The following is a 14,912-nucleotide window of genomic DNA, read 5'->3' as shown; positions in this document are numbered from 1 at the left end:
TCAGCTGCGACGCGGCAGCACGACGCTGAAACAGGAGCCCTCGCCAAGGCGACTGCTCAGCTCGATACGCCCGCCGTGCGCCTGGACGATCTGCTCGCTGATGAACAGGCCAAGCCCCAGGCCCTGCGCGACACCGCTGTCACTGACCCGCTCGAACTGTTCGAACACGCGACGCTGATCTGCTTCGGAGATGCCCATGCCCTGATCGCGGACCTCGGCGCGCACGGCATCGCCCTCGGCGCTCACCCGCACGGACACCGGCTTGCCACCGCCGTAGCGCAGCGCATTGGTCAGCAGGTTGGCCAGCACCTGCTCGATGCGGAACTCGTCCATCAGCACCGGGGCCGGGCCGTCCACCCTCAGGTCGACCTGGCAACCGGTGGCGCTGAACTGCGCGGCCAGGCTTTCCACCACATTTGCGGCCAGCACGCCGAGATCGCCCGGCTGCGGACGCACCGAAAGCTTGCCGGTGCGAATGCGCGAGACATCCAGCATGTCGTCGATCAGGCGGGTCAGGCTGCGAATCTGCCGCTCGTCACGCGTGACCATCTCCTGCAGTTTTTCCGGCGTGAACGCGTCCTCCCGGCCCTGCTCCAGGCGCAACCGGCGCAGTTGCACGTCGAGGATCAGGCCGTTGAGCGGTGTGCGCAGCTCATGGGAGGCGATGGACATGAACACGTCACGCATCTGCACCGCCTTCTGCAGCTCGGCCTGGGTCTCGCGCAGCTCGGTAAGCAGGGACTCCTGCTCGCGACGCGCCGCCTCGACCACTTCCAGCTGCATGCTCAGCGCCTTGCGGTGGCGGTACAGCTCGACGAACATCGCCACCTTGCTGCGCACCTCGAAGGGCGACAGTGGCTTGTGCAGGAAGTCCACCGCACCGCTCTCGTAGCCACGGAAGGCGTAATCCATGTCCCGGCCAACGGCGCTGACGAAGATGATCGGGATGTGCTTGGTCTTCTCCGTGCCGCGCATCAGCTCGGCCAGTTCGAAACCGTTCATGCCCGGCATCTTCACGTCGAGGATGGCCAGGGCGAACTCGTGCTCGAGCAGCAGCGACAGCGCATCGTCGGCACTGTTGGCTTCGAACACCATGCGGTCCTCGCTCTGGATCAGCGAACGCAAGGCCAGCAGGTTCTCCGGCAGGTCGTCGACGATCAGCACCTTGGCTTCAATCTTCCTCAGCATGGCGGGGCATCCAGTTCGGCCAGCAGCAGGCGCATGGCGGCGATGGTCAGAAGGAAATCCGGTTGCAACAGCGCGAGCGCCGCGTTCGGCATGGTGGGCACCTGGGCGTCGGCGGGGTCCTGCACCAGGGCCAGGCCACCGGCTCGCTGGACGGCCAGCAGGCCGAGCGCGCCGTCTTCGTTGGCGCCGGTGAGCAGCGCAGCGGCCAGGTATTCGCCGTAAGCATCGGCGGCAGACTCGAAGAGGATGTCGATCGACGGCCTGGAGAAATGCCGCGGCTCCTCGCGACTCAGGGAAAAGCTGCGATCGCCCTCGATGGACAGGTGATACCCGGCAGGCGCCACATAGACCCTGCCGCCACGCAGGTATTCCTTGTCCTCGGCCTCCTTGACCGGCAGTTGCAGGCGCCGCGCGAGCAGGTCGGCGAGCAGACTGTCGTTGCGGTCCGGCACATGCAGCAGGCACACCACCGGTAGCCGGTAATCCGCCGGCAGGTCCTCGAGCAGCTGCAACAGCGCCTCCACGCCACCGGCCGAGGCACCGATGAGCAGGGCCTGCAGCGGCGCACGCAGCTGCCCGCGCAGGTTGATCCGTTGGCTGCTCATCGCTTGCGGAAGATCCGCTCGGGGCGCGAGACCGCCTCGAACTGCTGGGCGTAGGCGGAGAAGTCCAGGCTTTCCTTGCTGCCCAGGCCGAGGAAACCACGGTGGCACAGCGACTCGTGGAACAGGCCGAGGGCGCGGTCCTGCAGGTCGCGGTTGAAGTAGATCAGCACGTTGCGGCACGACACCAGGTGGGTCTCGGCGAACACGCTGTCGGTGGCCAGGCTGTGGTCGGCGAAGGTCACGTTGCTGCGCAGAAATTTGTCGAACAGCACCCGGTCATAGGCCGCCGAGTAGTAATCGGAGAAGGCCCGCTTGCCACCGGACAGCTGGTAGTTCTGGGTGTAGGTACGCAGGTTGTCGAGCGCGAAGATGCCCTGTTCGGCCTTCTCCAGCGAATGCGGGTTGATGTCCGTGGCGTAGATCATGGTGCGCTCCAGCAGCTCTTCCTCGTGCAACAGGATGGCCAGGGAATACACCTCCTCTCCGGTACTGCAGCCGGCCACCCAGATCTTCAGCGACGGGTAGGTGTGCAACAGCGGCACCACCTGTTCGCGCAGAGCGAGGAAATACCCGGGGTCACGGAACATCTCGCTGACCGGGATGGTGAGGTACTGCAGCAACTGCATGAACGCCTGCGGCTCGTGCAGGATGCGCTCCTGCAGCGCGGAGATGGTCGGGCACTCCAGCTGGGCCTGGGCCTGACGCACGCGGCGCTTCAGCGACGCCTTGGAGTAGTCGCGAAAGTCGTAGCTGTAACGCAGGTAGATCGCCTCGATCAGCAGGCGCAGCTCGATCTCGTCGGGCATCAGAGACGCTCCAGCTTGGGCATCCACACGCGGATCAGGGAGAACAGGCGGTCCAGGTCGATGGGCTTGGCCAGGTAGTCGTTGGCACCCGCCTCACGGCAGCGCTCCTGATCATCCTTCATCGCCTTGGCCGTCACCGCGATGATCGGCAGGTTGTTCCAGCGCGCCTGCTGGCGGATCTGCCGGGTGGCCTCGTAGCCGTCCATCTCCGGCATCATCACGTCCATCAGCACCAGGTCGACGTCGTCGTGTTCACGCAGCTTGGCCAGCGCCTCGATGCCGTTGCGCGCGACCACCACCGTTGCGCCCTTCTGCTCCAGGGCGCTGGAGAGGGCGAAGATGTTGCGCACGTCATCGTCGACCAGCAGCAGGCGCCGCCCCTCGAACAGCTTGTCGCGGCTGCGTGCGGTCTTGAGCATCTTCTGGTGCTCGCTGGACAGCTCGGCCTCGACCTTGTGCAGGAACAGGGTGACCTCATCGAGCAGGCGCTCCGGCGAGCGCGCGCCCTTGATGATGATCGAGCGCGAGTACTTGAGCAGCTCGGCTTCCTCGTCGCGGGTCAGGTTGCGCCCGGTGTAGACGATCACCGGCGGGAAGGAGCAGATGTCTTCCTCGGCCATGCGCCGCAGCAGTTCGTTGCCCTGCATGTCGGGCAGCTTGAGGTCGATGATCATGCAGTCGAAGACCGTGTCGCGCAGCTTGTCCAGAGCCTCGCCGGCCAGCGCCACGGCGGTGATCTCGATGTCTTCGTCGCCGATCAGGCGGGCGACGCTGTCGCGCTGCAGGGGATCGTCTTCCACCAGCAGCACGCGCTTGACCTGCTGGTTGAGCTTGGCTTCGAGCTTGCCGAACACGTCCTTGAGCTGATCGCGACTGGTCGGCTTGAGTGCATAGCCGACGGCCCCCAGGTGCAGGGCCGCTTCGCTGTGGTCATCCACCGACACCACGTGCACGGGGATGTGGCGGGTCTGCGCATCGTCCTTCAGGCGTTGCAGCACGCCCAGGCCGGAGCCGTCGGGCAGGCGCATGTCGAGCAGGATGGCATCGGGGCGGAACTGCTGGGCCAGCTCCAGGCTCTCGTCGGCGCAGGTCGCCACCAGGCAGGCGTAGCCCAGCTCATGTGCCAGGTCGAAGAGAATGCGCGCGAAGCGCACCTCGTCCTCCACCACCAGCACGCGGCGGCCACCGCGCTCGCCGAGTTGCTCGCGGTCATCCGCGAACGGCGCCGGCGGGCGTGGCGCAACCACGCCGGCGGGTGCCGCAGGCTGCGCAACAGGCGCCAGCGCCACGGGCGTGGGCGCCGGCGCGAGCGTGTTCGCCGGCAGCGGACCGGCGCTTTCCAGCAACTGTTCGGGCAGTACCAGGGTGAAGGTGCTGCCCTCGCCTGGCACGCTGGCGACCGCGATGCTGCCGCCGAGCAGGCCCGCCAGATCGCGCGAAATGGACAGCCCCAGGCCGGTGCCGCCATAGCGCCGGTTGGTGGTGCCGTCGGCCTGGCGGAAGGCATCGAAGATCACCTCCTGCTGGTCCGCGGCAATGCCGATGCCGGTGTCACGCACGGCGAAGGCCAGTGTCTGACCGTCCTGCCGCGCCACGCTCAGCGTGACACCGCCACGCTCGGTGAACTTGAAGGCGTTGGACAGCAGGTTGCGCAGGATCTGCTCGGCGCGCTGGCGGTCGGTGAACAGCACGTCCGGCAGGTCGCCCTGCAGGAGGATCTCGAAGCCGAGGCCGCGTTCACGGGCCAGCGGCCCGAACACGTCGCGCAGGCCCTCGAGCATGCCCGCCAGCTGCGTGCGCTCGGGGCGGACCTCGAGCTTGCCGGCCTCGACCTTGGCGATGTCGAGAATGTCATTAATCAGGTTGAGCAGGTCGTTGCCGGCGGAGTAGATCGACTCGGCGAACTTGACCTGCTCCTCGTTGAGGTTGCCCGCCGGGTTCTCCGCCAGCAGCTTGGCCAGGATCAGCGAGCTGTTCAACGGCGTGCGCAGCTCATGGCTCATGTTGGCGAGGAACTCGGACTTGTAGCGACTGGCCCGCTGCAGCTCCTCGGCACGCTCCTCCAGCTGCGCCTGGATACGGCCCAGGGTGGTGTTGCGCTGGTTCAGCTCGTCGCGCTGGTCGGCGAGCACCTGGGTCTGCTCGGCAAGCTTCTCGTTGGTCTGCTCCAGCTCGGCCTGCTGGGTCTCCAGGTGCGCCTGGGACTCCTTGAGCACGCGGGCCTGCTGCTCGAGCTCTTCGTTGGCGGCGCGCAGCTCTTCCTGCTGGGTCTGCAGCTCCTCGTTGAGCTGCTGGGTCTGACCCAGGACTTCCTGCAGGCGCTGGCGATAGCGCGCAGCCTCCAGCGCGGTGCCGACGTTGCTGGCGATGGCCCCGAGGAACTCGCGCTCACGCGCATCCAGCTGGCGCATGAAGGCCAGTTCGACCACACCGTTGATACGGTCCTCGGACTGCAGCGGCACTAGGGCGACGCTGACGGGCAGGCCCTCGCCGAGGCTGGAGGCGACCTTGATGTAGTCGCCCGGCAGACTGTCCAGGTAGACCGGACGACGCCCCTGGGCGGCCCGCCCGACCAGACCCTCGCCCCGGTAGAACTGCTCCTTGAGGCTGGCGTCCTCACTGAAGCCGTAGCCGGCCACGCGTTGCAGGTCGCCGCTCTGGGCATCGCGCAGATAGAGCGCCGCGACCACGCAGTCGAGGTACTCGGCGAGGAACTCCAGCGAGCGGTCGGCCAGTTCCTGCACCCGCGGCTGGCCGAGCAGGCGCTCCGCCAGTTGGGTCTGGCCGGCACCCAGCCAGGCCTGATCGCCCTGTTTCACCGCGAAGTCCGCCTGCCTCGCCATGGCCTGTGCATAGGTGCTCGAGAGGTTCATCAGTTCGCGGCGGCCGAACAGCGCGAGCAGCGCACTGAACAGGATGCTGATCACCAGGTAGGTGCCGGCGCCCCACAGCGTGCCCGTGCTGACTTCGGCGTTGCGCTGCTGGCGCAGCTCACGCTCGCTGCTGATGAAGGTGTCCAGCTCGCGGCGCATGCCATCCATGAGGTTCTTGCCGCGCCCACTGCCGACGTCGCCGAGGAAATCGCCCCCGTCGCGACGGCTGACGATCACCTCCTCGGCATAGGTGTCCCATTGTTCCTGCAAGGCACGCAGGCGCTCGATGCGCTGTATCTGCGGCGGATTGTCGACGACGATCTCGGCGAGCTGTTCGGTCAGCGGGCCGAACTTGCCGCGTGCGAGTTCGTAGGGCGCCAGGTAGTTCTCGTCGGCACTGAGCAGGAAACCGCGCATCCCGGTCTCCATGTCCAGCGTCAGCTTGTACACCTCGCTGGCCCTGTTGAGCACCTGGTCGGAATGCTCGACCCAGCGCATCACGTTGAGCAGGTAGCCAATCAGCACGGCGAAGAACAGTGCGCCTACCAGCCCCAGACCGAGGGGCAGCCCGACATTGCGATTGAGGATTCGGCGAAAACCAGCCTCGTCCATGGCGGACTCATTCGACATTGGGACGTCCATTCGATGATTGTCTCGCTGCTTCTTATAAGTGGGAGGTGGCCTGTGGCAAACTGACCATGCGCAGACCCGGAAGTTTGCCAAACATTTGCGTCTTCTGCGCGCCCAAACAGAGAGCCCCATGACCGCGACCGATTCCGCTGCCGAGAAGACCATTCTGCTGGTCGAGGACGATGACGTCGTTCGCCACCTGACCGTGGAAGTTCTCGAAGAGTTCGGCTATCGCGTCCACGCCCTGCGCGATGCCCCCAGCGCACTGGAGCTGCTGCGCGGGGACCTGGCCGTCGACCTGCTGATGAGCGACATCGGCCTGCCCGGCATGGACGGCCGCGAACTGGTGCAGAACGCCCGCCAGGTGCGGCCGACCCTGCCAGTGTTGTTCGCCAGCGGCTACGACGAGCGCGAACTGCTGGAGGAAGTGCGCAACCGCGATGCCGGGGCCGCCACGGCCAGCATCGTCAAACCCTACGACTTCGCGCTGCTGGCCAGCCGCCTGAGCGAGCTGCTCGAGGCCTGAGGCCGCGACGACGGCAGGCGCCGCCATGCATCGCCGGTCATCATCCTCATCGATAGCGCTTGCCTGCCGGCACGACTCACCCCCAGGCTGACTCGATCAGCCACCGAGGAAGTCGCCATGCCCAGCCTCAACCCCAGCCGCGAACAGATGCGCGCATTCGCCGAAGCGATGCCGGCCGATACGCCGATCGTGATGCTCAACCTGCTGCGTTTCAGCCCCCAGGCGAACTACCCCTCGGGCAGTGACGAGACGCCCTGCAGCGGGCGCGAGGCCTACGCGCGCTACAGCCGTACGGCGCTGGCCAAGGTGCGCGGCGTCGGTGGCGAAGTGCAGTGGCTGGGCACGGCCCATGTCGCCGTCATCGCGCCAAACGACGAGCACTGGGACCAGGTCCTGCTGGTGCGCTATCCATCCTCCAGCGCCTTTCTCGCCATGCTCGCCGACCCCGAGTACCAGGCCGCGACGGTGCATCGCAGTGCCGCGCTGGCCGACTCGCGCCTGATCGGCACGACACCGGCCTGATCACTCCCGGCGGGCGGCGTTCTGCTGGTTCAGCACCAGCAAGCGCGCGGCGGTCTCGGCATCGGGCTGGCCATCGTAGTTGGCCGGGCGGTACTTCATCTGGAAGGCGGCGATGACATTGCGCGTCGCCTCGTCCAGCTCACCCTGCCGAGGCACCGTGTAGCCGTTGCGCGCCAGTTGCTCCTGGAACCACTCCACGCTGGGCAGGCTGAGGGCGAACAGCGCCTGCTGACGCGCCACCGCAGCCTCGTCCGGCCAGGGCACCAGCCCCTCGTCGGCCAGGCGCTTCCAGGGGAACAGCGGGCCCGGATCGACCTTGCGCTGAGGCGCCACGTCGCTGTGCGCGATGATCGAGCCCAGCGGCAACTGGTGACGCTTGACGATGTCCTTGAGCAGCACGATCAGCTTGTCGATCTGCTGCGCCGAGAAGGGCTGCCAGTAGCGCCCGGCAGCGGTCTGGTAATAACCCTGATTGACCAGCTCGATGCCGATCGTCGTGCTGTTCAGCCAGGTGCGCCCCTGCCATTCGCTGACCCCCGCATGCCAGGCGCGGCGGTCCTCGTCCACCAGGCGGTAGACGGTCGCCGGGGCATCGCCGATCAGGTAGTGGCTGCTGACCTCGGTGTGCGTCAGCAGGTCGAGCGAGCGCTGCAGATCGGCGGACGTGTAGTGCAGCACCACATACTGCACGCGACTGTTCTGGCCAGTGGCCGTGTGGCTGTCATCGATGCGCAGGCCGCCCGTGCAGCCCGCGAGCAGAACAACGATTAAAGCGAGGCAGAAAGACTTCATGCGTGACCGAATACGCTCTGCAGGTTGTCCAGCAGCATGTCGACGCTGAGCATGATCAGCAGCATGCCCATCAGCCGTTCCACCGCCATCAACCCGCGATTACCAAGAAAACGCTGCAGGAACGAAGCCTGCAGGAGAATGAACGCCGTCGCCGCCCAGGCCAGGATCAAGGCCAGGTACAGCTCCCAGATCGGCCCGACATGGGTGTTGCGCAGGGTCATCAGCACCGCCAGGGCCGAGGGCCCGGCCACGGCCGGCGTCGCCAGCGGCACCAGCATCGGCTCGCCATCCGGTACATCGCCGAGCAGCCCCTGCGGGCTGGGGAAGATCAGGCGCATGGCAATGACGAACAGGATGATACCGCCGGCGATGGCGGTTGCCTCACGCGACAGGCCGAGTCCGGTGAGGAATTTGTCACCAAAGGTGAGGAACAACAGCAACAGTCCCAGGGCGAACAGCAGTTCGCGCGCGGCCACCCACAGACGCCGACGTGGCTCGACGTTCTTCAGCGCAGCGATGTAGATGGCGATGTTGCCGAAGGGGTCGGTGACCAGAAAGATCAGCACGGCGATGCTGAAGATGTCCATAGGCGCCTCCAGTGGCTAGTGCGCATAGTCTAGGGGTTGCGCCAGGCAGGTGCGAGCGGACGTAACGGTCCGCCTGCGGGCGCCAGGCCGGAGCGAAGCAACTTCGTGACCGGATCGAGGGGATGCGTCCTGACAAAGACCACTCGTAGAAATGTATACAAATAATTAGATTTTTAACCCATAAAATGTATACATTGACTCAACAAGAACAACAGCGAGTAGTTTCCCATGACCTCCCCCGCCCAGCGCCCCGAGGACGAGAACCTCGGTCTTGGCTCCAACCTGCTCTACGGCCTGCAACACGTACTGACCATGTACGGCGGCATCGTCGCCGTGCCCCTGATCGTCGGTCAGGCGGCCGGCCTGACGCCGGCCGACATCGGCCTGCTGATTGCTGCCTCGCTCTTCGTCGGTGGCGCCGCCACGCTCCTGCAGACGCTCGGCCTGCCGTTCTTCGGCTGCCAGCTGCCGCTGGTGCAGGGCGTGTCGTTCGCCAGCGTCGCCACCATCGTCGCCATAGTCGGTGCCAACGGCGGCGAAGGCGGTTTGCCGGTGGTGTTCGGTGCCGTGATCGGCGCTGCGCTGATCGGCCTGCTGATCACGCCGGTCTTCTCCAAGATCACCAGGTTCTTCCCGCCGCTGGTGACGGGCATCGTCATCACCACCATCGGCCTGACCCTGATGCCGGTCGCGGCCCGCTGGGCCATGGGCGGCAACAGCCAGGCCGCAGACTTCGGCAGCATGGCCAACATCGGCCTGGCCGCCTTCACCCTGGCCACCGTACTGCTGCTGAGCAAGGTCGGCAGCGCCAGCATCTCGCGCCTGTCGATCCTCCTGGCCATGGTGATCGGCACCCTGGCCGCCCTGGCATTCGGCATGGCGGACTTCTCCCGCGTCGGCGCGGGCCCGTTGCTGGCCTTCCCGACGCCGCTGCATTTCGGCGTACCGGTGTTCAAGGTGGCGGCGATCATCTCGATGCTGATCGTGGTGATGGTGATCCTGGTGGAGACCTCGGCAGACATCCTCGCAGTGGGCGACATCATCGACACCCGTGTCGACTCCAAGCGCCTCGGCAACGGGCTGCGTGCAGACATGATCGCCAGCGTCGTCGCGCCGCTGTTTGGCTCCTTCACCCAGAGCGCCTTCGCGCAGAACGTCGGGCTGGTCGCAGTGACAGGCGTGAAGAGCCGCTACGTGGTGGCCACCGGCGGCCTGATCCTGGTCACCCTCGGCCTGCTGCCGGTCATCGGCCGGGTGATCGCCGCCGTGCCCACGTCGGTGCTCGGCGGTGCGGGCCTGGTGCTGTTCGGCACGGTCGCCGCCAGCGGCATCCGCACCCTGGCCAAGGTCGACTATCGCAACAACATGAACCTGGTGATCGTCGCGACCTCAATCGGCTTCGGCATGATTCCCATCGCCATGCCGAGCTTCTACCACCACTTCCCGGCCTGGTTCGAAACCATCTTCCACTCGGGCATCAGCTCGGCTGCGGTCATGGCCATCCTGCTCAACCTGCTGTTCAACCACTTCACCGCCGGCAACTCCGATCAGCAGTCGGTGTTCGTCGCCGGCACCGAGCGCAGCCTGCGCTACCAGGACATCGCCGCCCTGCACGAGGGCGATCACTTCATCGGCGGCAAGCTGTACGACGCACAGGGCATCGAGGTGCCGTTGCAGGAGGACGCGGCTCACGCGCCTCGGCCACGGACCGCCGAGGCAACCCCGGCGACAGGCAGGAGCGAGGAGAAGCTACCGTCCTAGCGGGACACGCACGCGCGAGGCAGCGCCGCCTGTTCGCTGATCAGGCGGCCTGCTCGACCCGGTTGCGACCAGCACCCTTGGCACGATACAGCGCCTGGTCGGCGCGCTCGAAAGCCGTCTCGGCCGATTCGCCATCGCGGAACTCGGCGATGCCGGCGGAGAGGGTGATGGTCACCGGCTCGCCCTTGAAGTGGAACGGGCAGGCCTCGACCGCGCTGCGCAGGGTTTCGAGCAGCTGCAAACCACCCTCCAGCGGCGTCGCCGGCACCAGCAGGACGAACTCTTCGCCGCCGAAGCGCGCCATGAAGTCGGTTTTGCGCAGGCGCCTGTTCAACTCACCGGCGATGATCTTCAGCACCCGATCCCCGGCCAGATGGCCGTAGCCATCGTTGATTCGCTTGAAGTGATCGATGTCCAGTACTGCCATCAGCAGCTGGCCGCCATAGCGCTGGCGACGGGCGACTTCCAGCTCGAGACGCTCGCTCCAGGCGGCGCGGTTGGGCAAGCCGGTCAGGGGATCGAGCAGGGACTTCTGCCGCTGTTCCTCGATGTGCGCGCGGAACTGCTGCGCCTCGCTCTCCATCTCCGCGACACGCTTGACCAGGCCCTGCAAGCGCTCGGCGACATCGTCCTCGGCGCTGTCGCGCTGGCGCTGATGGTTGCTGACGCTCTGCAGCAGACCTTCCAGGCGCTGCTCCAGTGCCTGCTTGAGCGCGTCCAGGTCGACCGCTTCCTGCACGCTGTTCTGCAGGTCGGTGACCTGTTCCTGCAACTGCTGGTTGAAGTTGCGCGCGCTCTGCGCCGAAGCGCCGTAGCCCTCGTGCGCCTCGCTCAGGGTCTGGATGAAGGCCGCCAGGCGCTCGTTGAGCTGCTTCAGGTAACCGGCGAACTCGCGCTGGCCGCCGTTGTTGACCGCCAGCAGCAGCACCGCCAGGTCGTCCAGCACCGGCACCAGTTCGTACCAGTTGAGATTGCCCTCCAGGCGCTCGCGCAAGGCTTCGCCCTGCGGCAGGTGGCTGGCCGGCAGGTCCAGCTCGTCGAGCAGGTTGCGCAGGCTGTTGGCGATATGCGGCGCCACGGCGCTGTAGCCCGGCTCGCTGCTGGGCAGGGAGAACGGGCCATCACCCTCGTCATCCAGCGGGACCAGGCCAGGCGGTACCGGCAGGCTGTCGAGTACCGCCGGCACCTCGGCGGCCTCCTGGCGCACCGGCGCCGCACCGGCAGCGGCCTCGGCGACAGGTGCAGGTGCAGGTGCAGGTGCAGGTGCAGGTGCAGGTGCAGGTGCAGGTGCAGGTGCAGGTGCAGGTGCAGGAATTGACGCAGGCGCAGGCGCGGCCGGCAAGGGCTCGTCGACAGGCTGCGGCGGTGCAACGGGTTCTGCCGCTGGCGGCACATCGGCGGCGGGTGCGGGCGCCGGTGTCACGGGCGCGTCGCTGGCACTCTCGCTGCGCGAGCCGAACAGGCGCTGCAGCAAACCGGGCTGATCCTGCGCAGGTGCCTGCTGCACGGCCAGCGCCTGCGCCTGCAGATTGCTCAACTGGCTGAGCAGGGCCGGCAGCAGGTACTGATGGCTGGCCGCCTCGTCCAGCTGCTTGCCCAGCGCCTTGAGCGCCTTGCGCACCTCGCGGGGCGGCTCCAGGTCCTGCAACTGCGTGACCAGGCGCGCCAGGGCAGTGGCCGCCTCCGCAGCGCGCTTCTGACGGCGCTGCTCGGATTCCAGCACGGCCTTTTCCAGGCGCGGGATCAGGCCACCCAATGCCGCGTCCATGTCATCGCGACGCAGGATATCGCGCATCTCCTGCATGCACTGATCGACCGCCTTGTCGGCGCCCTCGGCAGCCAGACTGCTGCGCACCAGACCCCGGCGCAGCAGATCCAGGCGCAACTCCCAGCGGCGCTCGAGCTTTTCGTGGCGCTCCAGGCTACTCAGGTATTTGTCTTTCCAGCGTTGCGCGTCTTCGCTCATACGGCTCACTCGGCAGATGGCGTCTTCAGCATAGGCAGTTGCCCCATATTCTGGGCCTGCGGCAGGCGGATTTCCACGGCCACGGGCAGGTGATCGGAAATCGGCTGGCTGAGGACATCGACGCGCCCCAGCTCCAGTTCGGGGCTGAGCAGGATATGGTCAAGGCAACGCTGCGGGCGCCAGCTGGGGAAGGTCGCCTGCGCCTGCGGCGCGACCAGCCCGAGGTCGCGCAAGGGGGAGTTTTCCAGCAGGTCGACGGCATGGGTGTTCATGTCCCCCATCAGCACCAGGTGGCGGAACTCGCTGACCCGTTCGCGGATGTAGGCCAGTTGCCGGACGCGGGTTCGCGCGCCCAGCGCCAGGTGCATCATGACCACGCCGAGCGCCTGCTCACCCTCGCCCAGGCGCAGGAAGATGGCGCCCCTACCCGGCGGCCCCGGCAGCGGGTGATCCTCCAGCAGCGTCGGCCGCAGACGACTGAGCACCCCGTTGCTGTGCTGGGCGAGGCGGCCGAGATTGCGATTGAGCTGTTGGTACCAGTAGGGGAAGGCGCCCTGCTGGGCCAGGTACTCGACCTGATTGACGTAGCCGGAACGCAGGCTGCCGCCGTCGACTTCCTGCAAGGCCACCAGATCGAAATCGGCGAGCAGATCACCGATGCGCTGCAGGTTGCCGGCGCGCCCCGCGTGAGGCAACAGGTGCTGCCAGCCACGGGTGAGGTAATGGTGGTAACGCTGGGTATTGATGCCGACCTGGACGTTGAAACTGAGCAGGCGCAACAGGCCGTCGGCTGGCCAGTCGCCCTGTGGCGAACACTGCGGGTTGACCTGTGGATCGCACAGGCCAACCGTACGTGTCTGTCGCCAGCGGCGCAGCATGTCTTGCGCCTGCGGCCGCTTACAGCGCGGCGCGTTCCTTGGCGATCAGGTAGTCGGCAACACCGAGGGCCTCACGCGGGCCGCCGGAGGAGCCGATGTCGAAGCGGTACTTGCCGCCGACGATCATCACCGGTACGCCAGTGACCTGGTAAGCCATGGCCAACTTCTTGGCCTTTTCCATCTGGCCTTTGACGGCGAAGGAGTTGAAGGTGCTGAGGAAGGTGTCGCGGTCCACGCCCTGAGTGGCGACGAAGTCGGCGAACTCTTCGGCGGAAGCCAGCTTCTTCTTCTCCTGGTGGATGGCGTTGAACACCGCGTCATGCACCTTGCCCTCGACCTTCATGCTTTCCAGGGTGAGGAAGGCCTGGCCATGCACGTTCCAGATGCCACCGAACAGCGCCGGGACGCGGACGAAGTTGACATCTTCCGGCAGCTCCTCGACCCAGGGATTGAGGGTCGACTCGAACTGATAGCAGTGCGGGCAGCCATACCAGAACAGCTCGACGACTTCGACCTTGCCCGGTTTGGAGATCGGCACCGGGCTTTTCAGCTCGACGTATTGCTGGCCGGCAACCGGCTCGGCGTGGGCGCTGAGGCCGAAAAGACTGCTGATCGCCAGAGCGGCGCCGAAAATCAGGTTACGCATGGGGGTACTCCTTGGCTGGAAAGCGTCGCCCTGGTGGCGATTCGAGACTATGACTCGCTGGCACCGGGCCGGTTCCGCCCATTGTAGCCACCGCGCCCAATAAAAAGGGCGGCCGCAGCCACCCTTTGTCTTACCAAGTGCAACGGCGGTCTGTTAGTGCAGACCCTGGATGAAGCTGGAAACCGCTTCGATGTCCTTGTTGCTCAGCTTGGCGGCGATGGAACGCATGATCATCGAGTCGCCGTCGTTGGTGCGGTTGCCTTCGCGGAAGTCGGTCAGCTGCTTGGCAACGTACTGCGCGTGCTGGCCACCCAGGTGCGGGAAGGCAGCAGCGGCCAGGCCAGCGCCGTTCGGCGAGTGGCAACCGGTGCAGGCCGGCATGCCTTCTTCCAGCTTGCCGCCACGGAACAGCGCTTCACCACGCTGGACCAGCTTGGGATCGGCAGCACCGACGCTCATCTTCTGGCTGGAGAAGTAGGCAGCGATATCTTCCAGATCCTGGTCGCTGAGGTTGTCCAGCATGCCGGTCATCTCGACCACCTGGCGGTTGCCGGACTTGATGTCGTGCAGCTGCTTGAGCAAGTAACGCTCGCCCTGACCAGCCAGCTTGGGGAAGTTTGGAGCAGGGCTGTTGCCATCAGCGCCATGGCAGGCGCCACAGACAGCGACTTTGCCCTGACCGGCTTCGGCATCGCCAGCAGCCTGCGCCACGCCAGTGAGGCCCAGGGTCAACAGCAGACTCACGAGTACTTTGTTCATCAGCTAATCCAACTACGGCTAAGAGAGAAAAGGGTTATCGGTCGGGTTTACTCATTCGCTCATCAATTTGATGACCGCCTGGTAATCCTCGGCCGTGCAGTCCATGCACAGGCCGCGCGGCGGCATGGCATTCAAACCATTGGTGACGCTCTGCACCAGTGCATCCGTCCCCTTGGCCAGACGCGGCTCCCATGCGGCCTTGTCGCCCTTCTTGGGCGCCGTGGGAATCTGGCCGTTGTGGCAAACACCACAGGCACGGTCATACACAGCTTGCGGATCCTGAGCAGCATAGCCGTTGAAAGACAGCATCAACACGGCAGCTGCGAGCAGCATTTTCTTCATCAGATCAACCTCATCAGGGTAGAGAGCGTTC

Annotated in this window: 14 protein-coding genes; 3 read left to right on the top strand and 11 right to left on the bottom strand. The window is 66.0% G+C overall.

Annotated elements, in window-relative coordinates; all coding sequences use genetic code 11:
• From EWH21_RS01885 to EWH21_RS01870, 4 genes are read right to left on the bottom strand one after another with little or no spacing between them, the layout of a single operon-like run.
• Complete coding sequence (locus EWH21_RS01885) at window positions 1-1,188, bottom strand: hybrid sensor histidine kinase/response regulator (RefSeq protein ID WP_277699661.1); 1,188 nt, start codon at window positions 1,186-1,188, stop codon at window positions 1-3.
• Entirely contained in the window at window positions 1,182-1,793 is a 612-nt protein-coding gene (locus EWH21_RS01880) for a chemotaxis protein CheB (RefSeq protein WP_277699660.1), read from the bottom strand. The genes EWH21_RS01885 and EWH21_RS01880 overlap by 7 nt, the downstream gene beginning before the upstream one ends.
• Window positions 1,790-2,599, bottom strand: coding sequence for a CheR family methyltransferase (locus EWH21_RS01875; protein WP_037053926.1), 810 nt, complete (start codon window positions 2,597-2,599; stop codon window positions 1,790-1,792). Before EWH21_RS01875 ends, EWH21_RS01880 begins: the two co-directional genes overlap by 4 nt.
• Complete coding sequence (locus tag EWH21_RS01870; protein ID WP_277699659.1) at window positions 2,599-6,102, bottom strand: response regulator; 3,504 nt, start codon at window positions 6,100-6,102, stop codon at window positions 2,599-2,601. The genes EWH21_RS01875 and EWH21_RS01870 overlap by 1 nt, the downstream gene beginning before the upstream one ends.
• A 130-nt stretch (window positions 6,103-6,232) precedes the next feature.
• Between EWH21_RS01870 and EWH21_RS01865 the strand changes: the two genes are divergently transcribed.
• Together EWH21_RS01865 and EWH21_RS01860 are read left to right on the top strand one after the other, a co-directional pair.
• Window positions 6,233-6,628, top strand: a complete 396-nt coding sequence (locus EWH21_RS01865; RefSeq protein WP_179553091.1) for a response regulator — start codon at window positions 6,233-6,235, stop codon at window positions 6,626-6,628.
• 117 nt (window positions 6,629-6,745) lie between these two features.
• Window positions 6,746-7,150 (top strand): DUF1330 domain-containing protein, encoded by a 405-nt coding sequence (locus EWH21_RS01860; RefSeq protein ID WP_037053933.1) that lies wholly within the window; start codon window positions 6,746-6,748, stop codon window positions 7,148-7,150.
• Here EWH21_RS01860 and EWH21_RS01855 read toward each other — a convergent pair whose 3' ends face one another.
• Together EWH21_RS01855 and EWH21_RS01850 are read right to left on the bottom strand one after the other, a co-directional pair.
• Window positions 7,151-7,942 (bottom strand): N-acetylmuramoyl-L-alanine amidase, encoded by a 792-nt coding sequence (locus EWH21_RS01855; protein WP_150607463.1) that lies wholly within the window; start codon window positions 7,940-7,942, stop codon window positions 7,151-7,153.
• Window positions 7,939-8,529 carry a MarC family protein gene (locus EWH21_RS01850; protein ID WP_037053937.1) on the bottom strand — a complete coding sequence of 197 codons (591 nt, stop codon included), beginning with the start codon at window positions 8,527-8,529 and terminating at the stop codon, window positions 7,939-7,941. The genes EWH21_RS01855 and EWH21_RS01850 overlap by 4 nt, the downstream gene beginning before the upstream one ends.
• A 228-nt stretch (window positions 8,530-8,757) precedes the next feature.
• Between EWH21_RS01850 and EWH21_RS01845 the strand changes: the two genes are divergently transcribed.
• Window positions 8,758-10,290 (top strand): nucleobase:cation symporter-2 family protein, encoded by a 1,533-nt coding sequence (locus EWH21_RS01845; RefSeq protein ID WP_134677567.1) that lies wholly within the window; start codon window positions 8,758-8,760, stop codon window positions 10,288-10,290.
• 40 nt (window positions 10,291-10,330) lie between these two features.
• On the opposite strand, the gene EWH21_RS01840 is transcribed toward EWH21_RS01845, so the two are convergent.
• The 5 genes from EWH21_RS01840 to EWH21_RS01820 form a co-directional block, all read right to left on the bottom strand.
• Entirely contained in the window at window positions 10,331-12,256 is a 1,926-nt protein-coding gene (locus EWH21_RS01840; RefSeq protein WP_277699658.1) for a diguanylate cyclase, read from the bottom strand.
• Window positions 12,257-12,261: 5 nt separating this feature from the next.
• The gene (locus EWH21_RS01835; RefSeq protein WP_277699657.1) at window positions 12,262-13,134 is read right to left on the bottom strand and encodes an endonuclease/exonuclease/phosphatase family protein; all 873 of its coding nucleotides are present in this window, start codon (window positions 13,132-13,134) and stop codon (window positions 12,262-12,264) included.
• Window positions 13,135-13,153: 19 nt separating this feature from the next.
• Entirely contained in the window at window positions 13,154-13,780 is a 627-nt protein-coding gene (locus EWH21_RS01830; RefSeq protein WP_152487528.1) for a thiol:disulfide interchange protein DsbA/DsbL, read from the bottom strand.
• 153 nt (window positions 13,781-13,933) lie between these two features.
• Window positions 13,934-14,539 carry a c-type cytochrome gene (locus EWH21_RS01825; protein ID WP_037053950.1) on the bottom strand — a complete coding sequence of 202 codons (606 nt, stop codon included), beginning with the start codon at window positions 14,537-14,539 and terminating at the stop codon, window positions 13,934-13,936.
• 51 nt (window positions 14,540-14,590) lie between these two features.
• Window positions 14,591-14,881 carry a c-type cytochrome gene (locus EWH21_RS01820; protein ID WP_037053953.1) on the bottom strand — a complete coding sequence of 97 codons (291 nt, stop codon included), beginning with the start codon at window positions 14,879-14,881 and terminating at the stop codon, window positions 14,591-14,593.
• Between the last annotated feature and the right edge of the window lie 31 nt (window positions 14,882-14,912).

The organism is Pseudomonas sp. REST10, assembly GCF_029542605.1.
Lineage (GTDB): Bacteria > Pseudomonadota > Gammaproteobacteria > Pseudomonadales > Pseudomonadaceae > Aquipseudomonas > Aquipseudomonas khazarica.
The sequence above is the reverse complement of the archived record's forward strand: the minus strand, read 5'-3'. Positions and strand labels throughout refer to the sequence as shown.